The 17,698-nt window shown below is 71.6% G+C and carries 13 protein-coding genes and 3 tRNA genes; 8 read left to right on the top strand and 8 right to left on the bottom strand.

Annotation, left to right across the window (positions count from 1 at the left end):
- Positions 1–19: 19 nt before the first annotated feature.
- The 3 genes from ddaH to ABT070_RS16115 all read left to right on the top strand — a co-directional run bounded on the left by ddaH (position 20) and on the right by ABT070_RS16115 (position 2,917).
- A complete protein-coding gene (gene ddaH / locus ABT070_RS16125) occupies positions 20–796 on the top strand; it encodes a dimethylargininase (RefSeq protein ID WP_351760354.1) in 777 nt (258 codons plus the stop codon).
- A gap of 217 nt (positions 797–1,013) precedes the next feature.
- Positions 1,014–1,988: an acyl-ACP desaturase gene (locus ABT070_RS16120; protein ID WP_351760351.1), complete on the top strand. Its 975-nt coding sequence runs from the start codon at positions 1,014–1,016 to the stop codon at positions 1,986–1,988.
- A gap of 86 nt (positions 1,989–2,074) precedes the next feature.
- Entirely contained in the window at positions 2,075–2,917 is an 843-nt protein-coding gene (locus ABT070_RS16115; protein WP_351760348.1) for a hypothetical protein, read from the top strand.
- A 45-nt stretch (positions 2,918–2,962) separates the two neighbouring features.
- On the opposite strand, the gene ABT070_RS16110 is transcribed toward ABT070_RS16115, so the two are convergent.
- Positions 2,963–3,038: transfer RNA gene (locus ABT070_RS16110), tRNA-Trp, on the bottom strand.
- A 98-nt stretch (positions 3,039–3,136) separates the two neighbouring features.
- Between ABT070_RS16110 and ABT070_RS16105 the strand changes: the two genes are divergently transcribed.
- Both ABT070_RS16105 and ABT070_RS16100 read left to right on the top strand, forming a co-directional pair.
- Complete coding sequence (locus ABT070_RS16105) at positions 3,137–4,543, top strand: vWA domain-containing protein (RefSeq protein WP_351760345.1); 1,407 nt, start codon at positions 3,137–3,139, stop codon at positions 4,541–4,543.
- A 17-nt stretch (positions 4,544–4,560) separates the two neighbouring features.
- On the top strand, positions 4,561–6,384 hold the full coding sequence (locus ABT070_RS16100) for an AAA family ATPase (RefSeq protein WP_351760342.1): 1,824 nt from the start codon (positions 4,561–4,563) through the stop codon (positions 6,382–6,384).
- A gap of 27 nt (positions 6,385–6,411) precedes the next feature.
- Here the strand turns inward: ABT070_RS16100 and ABT070_RS16095 are convergent, their stop codons facing one another.
- The 5 genes from ABT070_RS16095 to ABT070_RS16075 form a co-directional block, all read right to left on the bottom strand.
- Positions 6,412–7,653, bottom strand: coding sequence for a leucine-rich repeat domain-containing protein (locus ABT070_RS16095; protein WP_351760339.1), 1,242 nt, complete (start codon positions 7,651–7,653; stop codon positions 6,412–6,414).
- Entirely contained in the window at positions 7,650–9,017 is a 1,368-nt protein-coding gene (locus ABT070_RS16090; RefSeq protein WP_351760337.1) for an SDR family NAD(P)-dependent oxidoreductase, read from the bottom strand. The genes ABT070_RS16095 and ABT070_RS16090 overlap by 4 nt, the downstream gene beginning before the upstream one ends.
- Before the next feature lie 43 nt (positions 9,018–9,060).
- Positions 9,061–9,132 (bottom strand) — tRNA-Glu (locus tag ABT070_RS16085).
- A gap of 9 nt (positions 9,133–9,141) precedes the next feature.
- Positions 9,142–9,214: transfer RNA gene (locus tag ABT070_RS16080), tRNA-Ser, on the bottom strand.
- 72 nt (positions 9,215–9,286) lie between these two features.
- Positions 9,287–9,532 (bottom strand): WhiB family transcriptional regulator, encoded by a 246-nt coding sequence (locus tag ABT070_RS16075; RefSeq protein ID WP_351760334.1) that lies wholly within the window; start codon positions 9,530–9,532, stop codon positions 9,287–9,289.
- Between the two features lie 312 nt (positions 9,533–9,844).
- Here ABT070_RS16075 and ABT070_RS16070 point away from each other — a divergent pair, with 312 nt between their 5' ends.
- Positions 9,845–10,636 carry a VOC family protein gene (locus ABT070_RS16070; RefSeq protein ID WP_351760331.1) on the top strand — a complete coding sequence of 264 codons (792 nt, stop codon included), beginning with the start codon at positions 9,845–9,847 and terminating at the stop codon, positions 10,634–10,636.
- Positions 10,637–10,698: 62 nt separating this feature from the next.
- On the opposite strand, the gene ABT070_RS16065 is transcribed toward ABT070_RS16070, so the two are convergent.
- Positions 10,699–11,724: a LacI family DNA-binding transcriptional regulator gene (locus ABT070_RS16065; protein WP_351760328.1), complete on the bottom strand. Its 1,026-nt coding sequence runs from the start codon at positions 11,722–11,724 to the stop codon at positions 10,699–10,701.
- A gap of 81 nt (positions 11,725–11,805) precedes the next feature.
- Complete coding sequence (locus ABT070_RS16060; RefSeq protein WP_351760325.1) at positions 11,806–12,813, bottom strand: multicopper oxidase domain-containing protein; 1,008 nt, start codon at positions 12,811–12,813, stop codon at positions 11,806–11,808.
- Positions 12,814–13,012: 199 nt separating this feature from the next.
- Here ABT070_RS16060 and ABT070_RS16055 point away from each other — a divergent pair, with 199 nt between their 5' ends.
- Together ABT070_RS16055 and ABT070_RS16050 are read left to right on the top strand one after the other, a co-directional pair.
- A complete protein-coding gene (locus tag ABT070_RS16055) occupies positions 13,013–15,490 on the top strand; it encodes a ThuA domain-containing protein (RefSeq protein ID WP_351760323.1) in 2,478 nt (825 codons plus the stop codon).
- Between the two features lie 53 nt (positions 15,491–15,543).
- A complete protein-coding gene (locus ABT070_RS16050; RefSeq protein ID WP_351760578.1) occupies positions 15,544–17,691 on the top strand; it encodes an OmpL47-type beta-barrel domain-containing protein in 2,148 nt (715 codons plus the stop codon).
- Positions 17,692–17,698 lie beyond the last annotated feature (7 nt).

Genomic DNA, 17,698 nt, shown 5'->3' with positions numbered 1-17,698 from the left:
CCGATTCGGAGACCTGGACGTGCCCAGCAAGAAGGCCCTCATCCGCCGCCCCAGCCCGCGCCTCGCCGAAGGCCTGGTGACGCACGTCGAGCGGGAGAAGGTCGACGTGGAGCTCGCCCTGGAGCAGTGGGAGGCGTACGCCGAGGCCCTGCGGGCGCACGGCTGGGAGACCGTCGAGGTCGACCCGGCCGACGACTGCCCGGACTCCGTGTTCGTCGAGGACACGGTGGTGATGTACAAGAACGTCGCCCTGATCGCGCGCTCCGGCGCCGAGTCGCGGCGCGACGAGACCCTCGGCGTCGAGGAGGCCGTGGCCCGTCTGGGCTGCTCGGTGAACTGGGTCTGGGAGCCGGGCACGCTGGACGGCGGTGACGTGCTCAAGGTCGGCGACACGATCTACGTCGGCCGGGGCGGCCGCACCGACGCGGCCGGGGTGCAGCAGGTGCGCGCCGCCTTCGAACCGCTGGGGGCGCGGGTGGTGGCCGTACCGGTGAGCAAGGTGCTGCACCTGAAGTCGGCGGTCACGGCCCTGCCCGACGGCACGGTGATCGGCCACATCCCCAAGGTGGACCGGCCGTCGCTGTTCCCGCGCTTCCTGTCGGTGCCCGAGGAGGCCGGTTCGCACGTGGTGCTGCTCGGCGGTCCGCACGTGCTCATCTCGGCCGCCGCGCCGAAGACGGCGGACCTGCTCGCCGATCTCGGTCACGAGCCCGTCGTCGTCGACATCGGCGAGTTCGAGAAACTCGAAGGATGTGTGACATGCCTCTCGGTGCGTCTGCGTGATCTGTACGCCTGAGCGGGTGATCGAATCACCCATTCGGCCCTGGGACCTGCGGCTCCCGGGGCTGTTTGACATGCCCCGAATCACCTGGCGCAACCCGGCTGATCAGCGATCTTTACGTTGTTCTTAACCTACGGTTTCGTAACCTACGGATACGTAGCCTACGATCCCGTAAGTTCCGGCCTCGCTCGCCGGAGTGTTCCACTCCGCTTCACGTCCCCCTGGAGTTCTCGTGACGATCACCTCCCCTCACCTCGGTAGCCCCGCCGTCTGGACCGACGCCAAGCTGCTGCACGCGCTGGAGGAAGTGGTCGAGACGGAACTCAACCGGCATCTGAAGGTCACCAAGGACTGGATGCCCCACGAGTACGTGCCGTGGAGCGACGGCCGCAACTTCCCCGGCTTCTTCGAGGACGGCCAGGCCTGGGACAAGGAGCAGTCCAAGGTCACCGAGATCGGCCGGATCGCGCTCGTCGTGAACCTGCTCACCGAGGACAACCTCCCCAGCTACCACCACGAGATCGCCTCGCTCTTCGGCCGCGACGGCGCCTGGGGCACCTGGGTGCACCGCTGGACGGCCGAGGAGGGCCGGCACGGCATCGTGATGCGCGACTACCTGCTCGCCTCGCGCGCGGTGGACCCGGACAAGCTCGAAGCCTTCCGCATGCAGCACATGAGCGAGGGCTTCGAGTCGGACAACCGGCACTCGATGCTCCACTCGGTCGCCTACGTCGCCTTCCAGGAGCTGGCCACCCGCGTCTCGCACCGCAACACCGGTCACCAGTCCGGGGACCCGGTCTGCGACCGCATGCTGGCGCGCATCGCGACCGACGAGAACCTGCACATGGTCTTCTACCGCAACCTGTTGAAGGCCGCCTTCGAGCTCGCCCCCGACCTCACCATGCAGGCCGTCCGCGACGTCCTCGTCAACTTCCGCATGCCCGGTCACGGTATGCCCGGCTTCGAGCGGTTCGCCGCGCAGATGGCGATCGGCGAGGTCTACAACCTGCGCATCCACCACGACGACGTCATCCAGCCCGTGCTGCGCTTCCTGAAGGTCATGGAGATCGACGGCCTCGGCCCCGAGGGACAGAAGGCGCAGGAGGAGATCGGCCTGTACATGGGCGGTCTGGACAGCGAGGCGTCCAAGTTCGACGAGAAGCTGGCGACGCGCAAGGCCCGGATGGCGGCGCGGGCGGCCGGCTGACCCGCCCCCGCCTCTCGCTTCGACGGCTCGCACAGGGAACCGAATTCCCGGTGCGGGCCGTTCGCGACCTGCGGCATCATGCCGCCATGGGTGACAGAGAAACGGTCCAGCAGGCGGTCGGCTTCCTGCTCGGCCTGACCGCCGAGGACACCGCCGACCGGATCCGGGCGCGGATCGGTCTGCCCCCTGCCGCCACCGGGAACGCGGCCGCGATCCGGCGCAGGCTGGACCGTGCGTGGACCTGGCCCGCCGCGCCCGCCTCGGTGGTGCTGTGGGTCCTGGAGCAGGACGACCCCGCGCTGAACGCCGTCGTGTGGCGCTTCGTCGGCAACGACCTCGGCCTGCGCCGGGCCCTCGCCCGCGGGGTGCCGTTCGGTCCCGGGCGCACGAAGCCCCTGAAGGTGCGCTCCGGCCACGAGCGGCAGGAACCCGACATCCCCGAGAGCTACGTCCGGCACGGCCTCGTCGGTGCCCTGCGCAAGGCGCACTCCATGCCCGCCGCCCGCGCCGCCGCGTCCATGGTGCTGACCCGGGGCGACTGGGAGACGGTCGGCGCTGCCCACGACGAGCTTCCGCTGCCCGGTTACGCGCGCTGGGCGCTGTCGGTGCGCCCGGACTGCCCGCCCGCGCTGCGCGCCGGGTTCGGCTCGCACCCCAAGTTCACGCACCGGCTGCGGCAGGCGGGCGTCCTCGACGGCCCGGCCGAGTACGCGACGGCCCACGGTCCGGCCCTCAAGGTCCTGGAGGTGCTGTCCCTGGGCCATCTCCTGTTCCCGGCCCGGGTCCGCGAGGCCGAGGACGCCCTGCGCCCGCTCGTGCGGGACCACTTGGGCGGGCGCGAGGAGGCCTGGGCGGTGCTGGCGCAGCTCATCGACACGTTCCACGGGACGACGCCGGAGCTCGTCGTGACGGCGGGCGCCATCGCCTGACGCCGCGGAGGCGCCGGGGGCGCGAGGGGCGGGCGTTCCGAGGGGGGCGGGGCGGCTGGATTCGAACCAGCGTGATCCGGTTCTGGAGACCGGTGCGGCTGCCCCTGCGCTACGACCCCGCCCTTGCCCGAGAGCGTAATGCCTTGGCCCGATGTCAGTGGGGCCTGCTACCAATGAGGCACTGGGGAAAGCGCGGCAAAGAGGGCACGGGGGCACGACATGGCGTACGGGGAGGGCGGGCGGCGGCGTCCGGCGGTGGTCGACCTGGCCGACCGCAGGGCGCTGGAGGCATACCTGCCGGCATCGCCCGAAACGGTCGCCGAGGCACGCCGGTTGAAAGAAGCCGCGCTGCTGGACTTCGGGCTGACCGAGTCGGCGGTGGCGTCCTGGCTGTACACCAAGTGCCATCACCAGATCCCGACGACGGCGGTGGACACGGCGGCCGTGGTCGCCTCCGGCGACGGCACCTGTCTGCTGCTGTACAACCCGGACTTCTTCGTCGGACTGGGCCTGGACGGCGTCAAGTTCGTCCTGTTCCACGAGGCCCGGCACCTCGTGCACCGGCATCTGCTCGCCGAGCCGGAGCTGCGCGAGGATCCGGTGTTCGAGCTGGCCGCCGAGGTGTCCATCAACCATGTGGCACTGGTGCGGCTGGGCCGCGAGGAACTGCCCCTGCTGAACGGCCGCCCCACCGGGGTCGACCCACGCCGGGTCCACGACCTGTACGTCGAGGACCTGACGGCACACGGGCTGGAGCCGGTGCCGTACGAGACGTTCACCCGGACCGACACCCGCGTGTACGGCGAGCTGAAGCGCATGCGCCACCCGCCCGTGCCCGAAGAACGGCTGTGCGTGCACCTGACCGCCGGCGCGGTCCCCGCCGACCAGGAGACCGTCGACGCGGTGACGTCCTCCGCCCTGCTCAACTCCCTGCTGGCGGCCCGGCGCGGGCACGCGGGCGCCGAGCGCGAACTGCTCGACCTGATGGGCCGCACGGAGGGCGACTCGGCGCGGGCCGCCCGACTGTGGGGCAGGCTGGGCGCCGGCATGCTGCGCGGCGAGACCACCCGCACGCGCACGGTCGACTGGTGGCAGCGCTGGCTGGTCGACGTGCTCGGCTCCAAGCTGCGGGACGGCGAGCGGCTCGTCTACCCCAAGAAGCGGGGCGCCCTGCTCGCCGCGCTCGGCCAGGATCCGGTGCTGGCGCGGCGCGGCCCGGTCCGCGACAAGGTCCTGGTGATCGCCTACGACACCTCGGGGTCGATGCCGCAGCACGTCGTCCACTGGCTCACCGAGCTGGTCGGCCGGATCGACGGCGTCGAGGCCCACTGGCTGTCCTTCGACACCGTGGTGATGCCCTTCAGCCCCGGTGAGCGGGTGTACGGGGGCGGCGGCACGAGCTTCCAGGCCGTCGCCGACCACGTGGAGGGACGCACGGAGGTGAACGGGCGCCGCTTCGACGAGCGTCCGGACGCGGTCGTCGTCCTCACCGACGGCTACGCGCCGCCGATCACCCCGGCCGAGCCGGACCGCTGGATCTGGCTGATCACCGAGGGCGGCCACGAGTGGCCCGAGACGCACACACCCGCGATGCTCTGCCATCGCGTCACCACAGGATCGAGGTGAAGGACCGGATGGACGCCATGAGCACACGGACCGAGCCCACGCACGACACCGGCGACCGGCCGGCCGCCGGCGAGGTCTCCCGCCTCGAAGGATTCATCGACGCGATGATCGACCTCGGGCAGACCGGCCAGGTCTTCGGCGAGCACGGCATCGGCAAGACGGCAACGTTCTTCTCGCACATCGCCCGCGCCCACCCGGGCACCGAGCTGGTGTACGTGCCGGCGGCGAACCTCACCCCGGACGACCTGCTCGTCAACGCGCCGGTACGCGATCCGCGCTCCGGTGAACTGGTGCTGCGCCAGCTGGTGATGAGCCAGTTGCAGCCGGGCCGGCCGTTCGTGCTGCTCATCGACGACTCGTTGCAGGCGGGCGACACCATCCAGTCGCAGCTGATGCAGATCGCCTGCGACTGGACGCTCGGCGAGCACGACCTGCGCGCCCTGGGCTGCGTCGGCGTCTTCCTCACGGACAACGAGTCGCAGGCGGAGACGTCGGCCCGGCGCAGCGACCTCGCCCTGCTGGACCGGATGGTCACGATGCGGATCTCGGCGAACGACACGTCCTGGCGCCGGCACCTCGCGGTCAAGTACCGCCCGTGGGACCTGCGTCCGGTGTTCGCCGTTTGGGCCTCGCTCTCCCCCGCCCTGCGCGAGCTGCTGTCACCGCGCACGCTCGACCACGTCCTGGCCAACGCCCGTGAGGGGTTCCCGCTGCGCTGGGGCCTGCCGTTGATCGACGGCGAGCGGCTGCGACTCACCGAGCCGGGTCCGGACGGCCGGCCCGGCCAGAACCGCACGGCCGAGATCCTCGACCGGCTCGCGCAGGCACTCGGCGTGGCCAACCCGGCCACCGTTCCCGACCCCGTACGGCAGGTGGTGCGGGCGGCCCTGCGCAACCGCTGGACGGTGCTGCTCCAGGGGCCGCCCGGGTGCGGCAAGACGGAACTGGTGCGGGAGACGGTGCGTGCCGGGCTGGGGCGGGACGCCCTGTACTTCTCGCTGCCGGTGACCAACGTCGAGGACCTCTGCGCGCCCGTGCCGTCGCCCGACGGCACGCTGGACAACCTCCTCGCGGCGAAGTTCACCGGACCCGAGCCCAAGGCGATCGTGTGGGACGAGTACAACCGGCCCAAGGACAAGGCCGCGTTCGCCAAGCTGATGGAGATCACCCAGGAGTGGTCGCTCGCGGGGAAGCGGATCGAGAACCTGCGGGCCCAGATAGCCGTACAGAATCCGCCGTACCACCTGGGCCGCAAGCTGCTGGTGTCCCGCAACAACATCGCGCAGGCGACCCGGTTCACGGCTTCCCTGGAGGTGGCGCCGCAGGACATCCCCGCCAACGAGTGGCTGCTGGCGCGGTACGGGGCGGACGCCGAGACGGTACTGGAGTGGTGGAAGCACGACATCGACGAGGAGGGCCGCGCCTGGATCACCAAACGCACCCTGGAGCGGCTGATCAAGCTGCACCGGCACGGGCTGCCGCTGGAGATGGCGACCGTCTACCTCGGCGACGGCGAGTACGCGCCGGTGCCGCTGACCGCGCTGATCGACCGTCTGAAGGGCCGCCCCGTGACAGGCCTGCGGGAGCTGGCCCGGGACGCGGACGCGTGGGAGGCCCGGCTGCGCCGCGCCGCCGCCCGCTCCGACGAGGGCGGCGACGACAGCGACGTCGTCCACCAGATCCTCGCCAACGCGGAGCTGTCCCAACTGCGCAGGCATCACGCCGTGGTGGCCCGTCTGGTCGCCCATCTGCCGGCCAAGCTGCGGGCCACGTACCTGGTGGGGGCGTCCGAACAGCAGCAGAAGTTCTGGACGGGGGTGTTCACCGGGATGCGGCGCTGAGCGCAAGGGGGCGGGAGGGGACGGGCGTCAGTCCTGCGCGGGCGACTCCGCGCGGGGCTCCCCGGGGGTCTCCGCCGGTGCCTCCGGCGCCGGGGTGCGGTGCACGCTGCGTACGGCCGCCACATCGGGCGGGACGACCGGGGCCGGGACATCGGCGCTGAGGGCCGCCAGCCGGCGTTTGACGGTGGCGGCCACGCCCTGGCCCAGGACGAAGCGGGTGGCGGTGGCCGCGCGGGGCGCGTGGTCGAGGAGGCGGTGGGCCTCGCGGCTGCGCAGCCCCGTGTGGCGCAGGACGAGGTGGGCGAGGCGGTGCTCGCCGGCCGCCAGCGTCCGCCCGATGCTCTCGGCCGCCGCCAGGTCCAGCCGGTTGTCCGCCGCGCCGAGCACGGCCGCCGCCCGGACCCGGCCGAGGTCCAGCAGGGTGACGCCGGCGATGGTGGCCGCGCCGACCAGACGGGCGGCGGCGGAGGGTCCGATGCCGTTGCTGGCCACCGACAGCCGGGTGAGCCGTCCGTACGGCGCCCGCTCCAGGGCGTCGACGAGCCGGAGCGCGCCCGCGTCCCCCAACCGGGCGGCGGACACGTACAGTTCGTCGATCGCTCCGGCGGCGACCACCTCCGCGAGCGCCTGCGCACCCGCCTCCTCCAGCGTGTTGCCGCCGACGAACAGCCGCTCGACGCGCCGTCCGTTGCCCGCGGCGGCCAGCAGCGCGTCGGCCAGTACGGCGACGCCCGCCGCGTCGAGCCCGGTCTGCACCAGGTCGAGCGTGCGCAACGTCCGGGCGGACTCGACGAGTTCGGCCGCCGCCCGGCCGCCGCCACGGCCCAGCGGGTTGCGCTTGAGCCACACCCCCCTGACCACCTGGGGCGAGGCGCGCAGCTGGTCGGCGATACGGCAGGCGCCGCCCGCGGTGATGCCGTTGCACCCGAGGTAGAGCGTCTCGACCGGCGCATCCGTACCGGCCACGGTGGCGGCGCCGTCGTCCCCGAGGGCGTCGGTGCCGAGGAGCAGATGCCGTACGGGCGAGGGCCCGTCGGCCAGGGCCTCTGCGACGAGGGCCGCGCCCTCGGCCCCCAGTCCCTGCTTGCACAGGTCGAGCCGCCCGTCGGGCAGCGCGGTGCCCGCCGCGAAGTCCAGCCGCTCCCCCGCCGGGCGGCCGGCCCGCAGCCAGTCGAGCAGCGGGGCGAGTTCGGCGAGGGGCCGGGGCACCACGTGAGGCACTCCGGCGAAGCCGGCCGGCCCCGGGCCCGCCGTGTTCTCCTCGCTCACCACTGCGCCTCCCGGTAGTCCTTGAGGAACACGCCCGACACCGGCCGGCCCGCCTCGCCGCGCACGATCGGGTCGTACACGCGGGCCGCGCCGTCCACGATGTCCAGCGGGGTACGGAAACCGGCGCCCGCCATCCGGGCCTTCTTCGGCGCCGGGTTCTCGTCGGTGATCCAGCCGGTGTCCACGGCGCACATGTGCACACCCTGCTCGGCGAGCGCGGCCGCGCTGGTGCGGGTGAGCATGTTGAGCGCGGCCTTGGCCATGTTGGTGTGCGGATGCCCGGGCATCTTGTTGCGGACCGCGAACCGGCCTTCGACGGCCGTCACGTTGACCACGTACCGGCGCGGATGCGGGGACGCCAGCAACAGCGGCAGCAGCCGGTCGCACAGCAGCGCGGGCGCGAGGGCGTTGACGAGCTGGGTCTCCAGGACCTCGGCCGGGTCGAGCGCGCCCAGCCGGGCCGACCAGGAGTTCTCCGGGGAGGGATCGGGCAGCAGTCCGGCCTCGTCGGCCTCCCGCAGGGCGGCGGGCAGCGCGGAGACCGAGCCGCCGAGGCCCTCCAGCATCCGCATCGGGGTGAACCCGGGCGCCCGGCGTGTCCCCTCGGGCAGCGCGTCGTGCTCCGCGGCGGCCAGCAGGGCGTAGGACTCCGGCGGGCGACGCACGGTCTGCGCCGCGTTGTTGACGAGGATGTCGAGCGGTGCGCCCTCGCTGCGCAGTTCCTCGCACAGGCCCAGCACCTGGCGCGGGTCGCGCAGGTCGACGGCGACGACGGTGAGCCGGTCCAGCCACCGCGCGCTGCCGGGCTCGGCACGGAAACGGCGGACGGTGTCGTGCGGGAAACGCGAGGTGACGACGGTCTCCGCGCCGTCCCGCAACATCATCAGCGCCAGCTGGAAGCCGATCTTCACCCGGCCGCCGGTGAGCAGGACGCGGCGCCCGCTCAGGTCGGTGCTCAGCGAGCGGCGGGCCGCGTTGTCGGCTGCGCAGGCCGGGCAGAGCCGGTGGTAGAAGGTGTCGACCTCTCGATAGGCCGACTTGCAGACGTAGCAGGTGCGCGGCCGGTGGAAACGCCCGCCGTGCCCGGCGTCCAGCAGGGGCGCGTCCTCGCGCCGGTCCAGGGCGCCGGTCGCGGTCGCGGCCATCGCCGCCGCGTCGGCGGCCGCCACCTCGGCGCCCCGCTCCTTGCGCCGCCGCAGTCGTCCGTCACGTGCGAAGGACGCGGCGACCTGCTCGGCCCGCAGCCGTACGGGATCGTCGACGGGCAGCGCGCGCAGCCTGCCCACGACGTCGTGGAAGGCGGCCAGCTCCGCCTCGGTGACCGGCGGGTGGCCGAACGCCGCCCCTGCACTGTCCTCGCCCACCGTCGCCGCCCCGCCCCGTCCCCGCGTCCTGCTCGCCGTACCGTGGTCCCGACCGGATTCGAACCGGCGTATCCACCCTGAGAAGGTGGCGAGTCTGCCTCTGCTCTACGGGACCGCGCACGTATCCGGACGACCGGATTCGAACCGGCGTGATGCGCCTGAGCAAGGCGCTGCGCCTGCCTCTGCGCTACGTCCGGACACGCTCCCGGATCCTAACCGCACCCCCGCGACGCGGTCACTCGGATTCGGGGTCGCCGCGACTGCGCGGTTCAGTGCGCCGTGCGCCGGAGGTTCAGGCGCTCCTTCTCGGACATGCCGCCCCAGACGCCGAAGCGCTCATCGTTGGCCAGGGCGTACTCGAGGCAGGCGGTACGCATCTCGCACATGCCGCAGATGCGCTTCGCCTCCCGCACCGAGCTGCCGGGTTCGGGGAAGAAGAACTCGGCCCCGGTCTGTGCGCACAGCGCCTCCCGCTGCCAGCCGAGGTCGGGTGTCGGAATCGTGTCGGTATACATGGCCAGGATCGTGCCCGGCGGCGAAAAACGTTCGATCAACGCCGGATATACGCGGCGCCCGAAGGCCCCCGGCCGCCCGATGATGCTCCTGCCGGGTACCGCCGCGCACGGCGGCGCGCGGTGCGCCCGGCACACTCCCGAAAAGCGCCGGAGCGCACGCACGGCAACCTTGTGCGGCCGTCGGTGATCGCCTGTGCCCTTCCGCGGCCGGGCGGTGAGGTCGCGCCGGTGGCCGTGCTCCGGCAGCGTTTGTCGGTGGGCGGTGCGAGACTCGGCAGTGCACAGGACGGGACCCCTTCGAGGAGGGCAACGATGCTCACCACCCGTTTCGTCAACGGCGCTCCGAACTGGATCGATGTCGGCACGTCCGACATCGACGGCGCCACCTCCTTCTACGGCGCTCTCTTCGACTGGCGGTTCCGGTCGGCGGGACCCGACGCCGGCGGCTACGGCTTCTTCCAGCTGGACGGGAGGACCGTGGCGGGCGGCATGCAGACCGCGCCCGGGCAGGGCCCGCCGTCGTGGACGGTCTACTTCCGCACGACGGACGCGCAGGCGACGGCGCAGGCCGCCGAGCAGAAGCACGGCAGGGTCCTCCTCGCGCCGATGGACGTGATGGGCCAGGGCACGATGGCCGTCCTCTCCGACCAGGCGGGCGTGCCGTTCGGCCTCTGGCAGCCGGGACAGACCGTGGGCGTGGACGTGGCGAACGAACCCGGCGCGCTGTGCTGGGTCGAGCTGTACACGCCGGACATCGCCGCGGCGGCCGCCTTCTACAACGCGACGCTCGGCCTGGAGACCTCGGCCGCCCCCTTCCCCGGCGGCACGTACACCTGCCTCAACCCGGCCGGCGCCGGGGAGGAGGCGATGTTCGGCGGGATCGTGCCGCTGGCCGACGACCCCACGGAGGCCGGGACCGGCGCGTACTGGCTGCCGTACTTCGAGGTCGCGGACGCGGACTCGGTCGTGGCCGAGGCGGAGAAACTGGGCGGCACGGTGCGGATGCCCGCCACGGACGTCGAGGGCGTCGGCCGTATCGCCAAGCTCGCCGACCCCTACGGGGCACGCTTCGCCGTGATCAAGAGCGTGCCCCAGGAGATGTGAGGCGGTGGGCGAGCACGGGGACGGACGGGGCGGGGCCGGGGCGATCCGGGCGGCGGCCCCGCTCAGGCCGAAGCGCGGCGCACCAGAGTGGTGGGCAGGACCACCCCGCCCGATTCCTCGTCGGCGACGCGTCGGTCGAGGCGGCGCAGCAGGAGGCGGGCCATGATCCGGCCCATCTCCTCGATGTCCTGACGGACCGTCGTCAGTGGCGGGTCGCTCTGTTCGGCGACGGGCAGCATGTCGTCGAAGCCGACCACGGCGACGTCCTCGGGCACCCGCCGCCCGTGCTCGCGCAGGACGCGCAGGGCGCCCGAGGCGGCGAGGTCGTTGGCCGCGAACACGGCGTCCAGGTCGGGGCAGTGGTCGAGGAGTTCCCGCATGGCCCGCTCGGCGCCGCCGGGGGTGAAGTCGCTCTCGACGACGAGCCGCGGGTCGCTGTCGCCCATGACCTCCCGGTATCCGTCGAGCCGGTCCGCCGCAGAGGTCTGGTCGAGGGGTCCGGTGATGTGCGCGATGCGGGTGCGGCCGAGCCCGGTCAGCAGGCGTACGGCCTCACGGGCGCCGCCCCGGTTGTCGCTGTCGACGTAGACCACGTCCCGTGTGCCGTCGCTCCAGCCGGGACGGCCGCCGAAGACGGTCGGGACGCCGGCCCCCTGGATCAGGCCGGGGAGCGGGTCGTCGAGGTGCAACGAGAAGACCAGGGCCCCGTCGACATGGCCGCCGGCGAGGTAGCGGGCGACGCGGGCGTGGTCGTCGCGGCCCTCGGTGAGCAGCAGCACCAACTGGTTGTCGTGGGCCGTCAGTTCCTTGCTGATGCCGCGGAGCTGGAGTGCGAAGAACGGGTCGGCGAAGACCCGGGTCTCCGGTTCGGCGATGACCACGGCGACGGCGTCGTGCCGCTTCGTCACCAGGCTGCGCGCCGCCTGGTTGGGGACGTAGCCGAGTTCCTCCACCGCCCGCCTGACCCGTTCGACGAGCGGCTCGCGGACGCCGTCACCGCCGTTGACGACTCGCGACACGGTCGCCCGGGAGACCCCGGCCCGCGCGGCCACGGCCTCCAGCGTGGGGCGCGACGCTGTCTCGGTCACTTCGGGGCTCCTCCTGGCCGGCTGCGGCTCAGGATAACTCCGGAGGACGGCCGGGGTGAGAGCGCTCTCCGACCTGGTCCCTCAGTGCTCGTGCGTGGCGCCGGTCCCGTCCGGCTCCTGAGGCTCGTGCGACGCGTGCGGCTCATGCGGTTCGTATCCCGGGATGGTGCCGTCGGGCTTCTTCACCAGGAACAGTCCGACCATCCCCATGTCGGAGTGGCTCTGCACATGGCAGTGGTACATCCACGCGCCGGCGCCCACCCCCTCCCCCGCGACCACCTGGAAGCCGAAGGAGTCGGCCGGGCCCACGATCTTGTTGTCGACGACCTGACTCGGGTCGTCGGGGCCGGTCAGCAGGCCGGTGCGGTTGTCGGCCCAGCGATGACCGTGCATGTGGAAGGTGTGGTAGTACTCGCCGTGCGTGATCATCACGAACTCGACCCGATCGCCCACCGTCGCCTCGAAGTCGCGGCCCTGGTGACCCGAGTGGGCGGGCCTGTTGTTGATGGTCATGTCGTTGAAGACGATCGTGTGGGTGGCGTCGGGCAGGATGTCGCCCTTGCGCCGGACGATCACCGGTCCGTACAGGCCCTTGCGGATGCCTCCGGTGCCGTGTTCCGTTCCGACCACGTGGTCGTGGTAGTGCCAGTAGCCCGCGCTGCCCGCACGCCAGGTGCCGTCGGCGCGGCGACCGGGGGCGTGGGTGCGCCAGGTGTAGGTGCGCGTGCCGCCCGGCTCGATGTCGCTCCTGTTCAACTTCGTCCCGTCGCTGGAGACTTCGTAGTCCAGGCCGTGGACGTGCAGGCTCGCGGCCACGTCCAGGGTGTTCTCCACCTCGATGTGGACGGTGTCGCCCTCGTTGAGTTCGATCAGCGGCCCCGGGACGGTCGCCTTCCCCTTCTCGAAGCCGTAGCCGAGTTGTCCGTCGGCGAGCTTCTCCGCGTACAGCTTGAGGTGTCTGACCGCTCCCCCCGCCGGCGCGGTCTTCGCCGGTCCGTCGGCGCTCACCGCCCTCGGACCGAAAGACAACGATGTCGCGGCAGCGGCGCCGCCCAGTAGCACCCGGCGGTTGAACCCGCGTCTGTCCATGCCGAACTCCCCACCCTGGTACGGGACTTGCGACGACGAAGAAGGTGAGCCTGTGATGAACCTGTGAGACGGTACCGGTCGTTCCGCAGTTTCTCCACACCCAGGACAAAGTTCATGCCATTGCGGTCATAGCTATTGGCGAGTCGTGCAAATGGGGTCTAGCTTCCTTGGCGCTGTCGCTGTGACCGAGGAGGTGCCCATGCACTTACGAGGGTTGAGTAAGAAAAGACGAGTCCGGGTGACCGCTGTGGCGTGCGCAACGCTCGTCGCCGGCCTGCTGTCCGCGCCCGCCGCGGACGCGCGCCCGGCCCCGGAGCCACCCCTGACAACGATGTCCATCAAGTCGCCGCCGGGCGGCGCCAATGTACGGGTGCTGATCTTCCACGGATCGGCCGCGGCCGGGGACGAGTCGCCGGTCGTCAACGCCGGCATCGAGGCCATCGAGCGGATCGGCCTGTCCGGGCCGGTGGACCAGCGCTTCGAGGTCGAGGCCACGGACGACGCCTCCGTCTTCACCAGCGAGACGAGGCTGGGAGGTTACAACGCCGTCGTGTTCCTGACCGGGGGCGGTGACGTCCTCGACCCGGAGCAGGAGGCGGGCCTGGAGGCCTACATGGAGGCCGGCGGCGGATTCGTCGGCGTCCATGACGCGGCCCGAGCGGAGCCGTACTCGAGCTGGTTCACCGGCCTGATCGGCGCCCGTCCCGCCGCGACGAGCCCGACATCCGTACAACGGGCCACCGTCGAGGTCGGCGACCGGCGGCATCCGGCCACCGCAGCCCTGCCGCTCGAGTGGAAACGCCCGGACCAGTGGCCGAACTGGGTGAAGAACCCGTCCGGCGAGGTGCACACCGTCGCCCGGGTGCGCGAGTCGACGTACCAGCCGGGTGCGAGCGCCAACGGCGCCGACCATCCGGTGAGTTGGTGCCGCGACTACGACGGCGGCCGTTCCTTCTACACCGGCATGGGCGGCACGGTCTCGTCGTACGACGAGACCGATTTCCGCAAGCATCTGCGCGGCGCCCTGCTCTGGACGTCCCGGCTGGTGCAGGCCGACTGCAAGGCGACCATCACCGGGAACTACAAGGCCGAGCGGCTGACCCCGGCCAACCAACCGGGCCAGAACGACCAGATCGGCGAACCGCACGGTCTGGTCACCGCGCCCGACGGCCGGGTTCTCTACATCGGGCGGGGCGGCGCCGACTCCTCCCGGCCGGTGATCACCGACTGGAACAACCCGGACGTGGGCAAGGGCAAGGGCCAGATCCACGTCTACAACCCGGCGACCAAGAAAGTGACTCTCGCAGGGGAGTTGACGGTCTTCGGCAACAAGGGCGGGGGCGACGAACTCGTCAAGGTCGAGGAAGGTCTTCTCGGTATCGAGCTCGACCCGCGCTTCGAGCAGAACGGCTGGGTGTACCTGCACTACACGCCGCACTCGGGCGTCGACCGGGTCACCCGGACGGCCGAGCGGCGGGTCTCCCGCTTCACGCTCGACCCCGCCACGAACCGGCTCGACCTCGGCAGCGAGAAAGTGCTGCTCAAGTGGCCGGTGCAGGTCCACAGTTGCTGTCACGCCGGAGGCGGGCTGGCCTGGGACTCGAAGGGCAACCTGTACATCGCCACCGGCGACAACAACTCCAGCGGTTTCAGCGGCGGTTACTCCGGCAACAACCCGCAGCCGAACTTCAAGGGCGTCTCCTTCGCCGACGCACGCCGCACCGCCGGAAACACCCACAACCTCAACGGCAAGATCCTGCGCATCCATCCCGAGCCGGACGGAACGTACACGCTTCCGGCGGGGAACCTGTTCACGGGCCGGGAGGCCGACGAGGGCGGCGGCAAGACCCGCGGCGAGATCTATGTGATGGGCGTCCGCAACCCCGCGCGCATCTTCGTCGACCGGACCACCGACATCCTGTACGCGGGCTGGGTCGGCCCGGACGCCGGCGAGCCGTCGACGACCTGGGGTCCGGCGAAGTACGACACGTTCGCCGTCATCACCCAGGCGGGCAACCGGGGTTGGCCGTACTGCATGGGCAACAAGCAGCCCTACCGGGACCGCAACCTGCCGGATCCGTCGCAGCCGCTCGGCTGGTACGACTGCGACCACCCGAAGAACGAGTCGCCGAACAACGACGGCCTGGTCAACCTGCCGCCGGTCACCGGCAACAACATCTGGTACTCGCCCCAGGGCGGCGCACCCGACTACCCGCGCGATGCGAACGGTGTCCCCTCCTACCGGCAGGACCAGGCGACCTACCGGCTCCCGTGGCTCAAGGGCGGCGGCCAGGCGGCGATGAACGGGCCGGTCTACCGCTACGACGCCGCCGGCGCGAGCACGGTCAGGTGGCCCGCGTACTGGGACGGCAAGTGGTTCGTCGGCGACTTCTACGACGCCGATCAGCCACGCAACGCGGTGGTCATGGACCCGAGAACCCAAGGGTCCGGCGGTCTGCCCGTCCACTCGGAGTCGCTGAAGAAGATCGTGCCCGTCGGCAACGACGGCATCAAGAACCTCATGGACTGGAAGTTCGGCCCGGACGGCGCCCTGTACGTCCTCGACTACGGCCGCGGCTTCTTCACCTCGGACGCCAAGTCGGCGCTGTGGAAGGTCACTTACCAGGGCGGCGGCCCGACACCGGCCGCCGACCGGCTGGCGAGGGGGACTCAGTGATACGGCGAACACGGCAACGAAGAATCCGGACGGCACTGCTGGCCGCCGTGCTGATGGTGCTCGGGCTCCAGGCGGCGCCCACCGCGGCGCGGTCCGCACCGGCGGCCGCCGCCGCCCAGGTGCTCACCTGGACCGCCGGCGACGACATCACGGCGTACGGTTCGGCGCCGACGACGGCGGTGGCGGGCCGGGCGACGATCGTCTTCGAGAACAGTGCGGCGACCGGCAACACCATGGGTATGCCGCACACGTTGACGTTCGCGACCAGCGACCCCGAGTTCAACGACGACGTCACGCTGAACATCCTGGCCAACCCGAACGACGACACGGGAGGCCGGCACACCGCCGAGGTCACGCTGACCCCGGGCCGCTACTTCTACCACTGCACGATCCCCGGCCACGGCCAGATGCAGGGCATCCTCGTGGTGACCGAGGGCGGCGGCGAGGACACGACACCGCCCGAGACGGCGGCGCGGGTCACCGGCACGCAGAACGCGCAGGGCGAGTACGTCGGCTCGGCGAGTGTCGCGATCGGGGCGACCGACGACGGCGGGTCGGGGGTCGACGCGATCCAGTACGCCGTCGGCGCTGCGGGCGACTGGATCCCGTACACCGCACCGGTCGTCGTCGACCAGGTCGGCAGCCACCGGATCCGCTACCGGGCGTTCGACAAGGCCGGCAACGTCTCCGCGGAGAAGACCGCCGCGTTCACGGTCGTCGCCCCGCCCTCCGACGACACGGCACCCCCGGACACCTCGGGGACGGTGAGCGGCGAGCGGAATCCCGACGGCACGTACATCGACATGGCGACCGTCACCGTGTCGGCCTCCGACACCGGATCCGGGGTCAACACCGTCGAGTACGCCGTCGGCTCCGGGGCCTGGCAGCCGTACACCGCGCCCGTGATGGTGCACCAGGTCGGCACCCACACCGTGCGGTACCGGGCCACCGACCGGGCGGGCAACGTGTCCGCCGAGATGAGCGTCGTGTTCACCGTGGTCGCGGCGACCCCGCAGGACACCACACCACCGGTGACCGGCGTGAGCGTCGAGGGCACGAAGAACTCCGGCGGGGCCTATGTGGGCAACGCCCGGGTGACCGTGAGCGCGACGGACGAGCACGGGTCGGGTGTCGACCGGGTCGAGTACTCACTCGACGGTGGCCCGTACATCGCCTACACCGTCCCGGTGGTGGTCGACCGGGCAGGCCCGCACACCCTCGCCTACCGCGCCACCGACAAGGCGGGCAACACCTCCACCTCACGCACGGTGACCTTCACCGTGGTGTCGAGCCAGGTTCCGGCCCCCAACTGCCCCGAGTACGACGAGCGGTTGACGGTGATCGTCGGCACGGTCGACTCGGGGGTGCCGAACCGGCTGACCGACAAGCGGTGCCGGATCAACGAGTTGATCGAGGACGAGAGGGAGTGGACGTCCCACGCGCTGTTCCTCAAGCACGTCACGGCCGTCCTCGACGAACTGTTCGGCGCGGGGGTCGTGGACGGGCGCGAGTACGACGCCGTCCAGGAGGCCGCCCGCGAGTCCGGGATCGGCAGGCCCGGCCAGACCGAGGGCTACCGCACGATCCTCGACGGCAGCGCGGCCTCGTTCGCCAAGTGGCAGCAGGTGGGCGGCGGATCGTTCGCGCAGAACCCCGACGGGTCCATCACCAGCGGGACCACCCGGCAGGGCCTGGGCATGCTGTGGTTCCCCGAGCGCAAGTACGGCGACTTCTCGCTGAAGCTCCAGTGGCGTGACGACGCCCCGGGCACGGGCAACGCCAACTCCGGTGTGTTCGTGCGCTTCCCGTGGGTCCACGACCACGCGGAGGAGTCGCGACCGGAGTGGGTCGCCATCAAGTACGGGCACGAGGTGCAGGTACTGGACCGGCCGGACGGGGACATGTACAAGACCGGTTCCGTGTACGGCTTCGACCGGGTGGGACTCGCCGGCGCCGGCGTCACCCAGAAGGGGACCTGGAACGACTACGAGATCAGGGTGGTCGACCAGCGCTACTCGGTCTACCGCAACGGTGTGCTGATCAACGAGTTCGACAACACCGGCGGCCAGGAGTTCTCCCCGCCGCGCGCGGACGACCCGGGCACGGACGGACGGCGTTTCGCCTCCGGATACCTCGGGCTCCAGGTGCACGGCACGACGGACGTCGTCTCGTACCGGGACATCCGCATCAAGGAACTCTGAGAGGAGT

The sequence above is a fragment of the Streptomyces sp. NPDC002884 genome, assembly GCF_040295245.1.
GTDB lineage: Bacteria > Actinomycetota > Actinomycetes > Streptomycetales > Streptomycetaceae > Streptomyces.
The sequence above is the reverse complement of the archived record's forward strand: the minus strand, read 5'-3'. Positions and strand labels throughout refer to the sequence as shown.

Bases quoted from the DNA above. Each gene is read 5' to 3' on its own strand.
- ABT070_RS16070 (WP_351760331.1), top strand. From the start codon at position 9,845: ATGCTCACCACCCGTTTCGTCAACGGCGCTCCGAACTGGATCGATGTC.
- ABT070_RS16115 (WP_351760348.1), top strand. From the start codon at position 2,075: ATGGGTGACAGAGAAACGGTCCAGCAGGCGGTCGGCTTCCTGCTCGGC.
- ABT070_RS16055 (WP_351760323.1), top strand. From the start codon at position 13,013: ATGCACTTACGAGGGTTGAGTAAGAAAAGACGAGTCCGGGTGACCGCT.
- ABT070_RS16105 (WP_351760345.1), top strand. From the start codon at position 3,137: ATGGCGTACGGGGAGGGCGGGCGGCGGCGTCCGGCGGTGGTCGACCTG.
- ABT070_RS16075 (WP_351760334.1), bottom strand. From the start codon at position 9,532: ATGTATACCGACACGATTCCGACACCCGACCTCGGCTGGCAGCGGGAG.
- ABT070_RS16100 (WP_351760342.1), top strand. From the start codon at position 4,561: ATGAGCACACGGACCGAGCCCACGCACGACACCGGCGACCGGCCGGCC.
- ABT070_RS16050 (WP_351760578.1), top strand. From the start codon at position 15,544: ATGGTGCTCGGGCTCCAGGCGGCGCCCACCGCGGCGCGGTCCGCACCG.
- ABT070_RS16060 (WP_351760325.1), bottom strand. From the start codon at position 12,813: ATGGACAGACGCGGGTTCAACCGCCGGGTGCTACTGGGCGGCGCCGCT.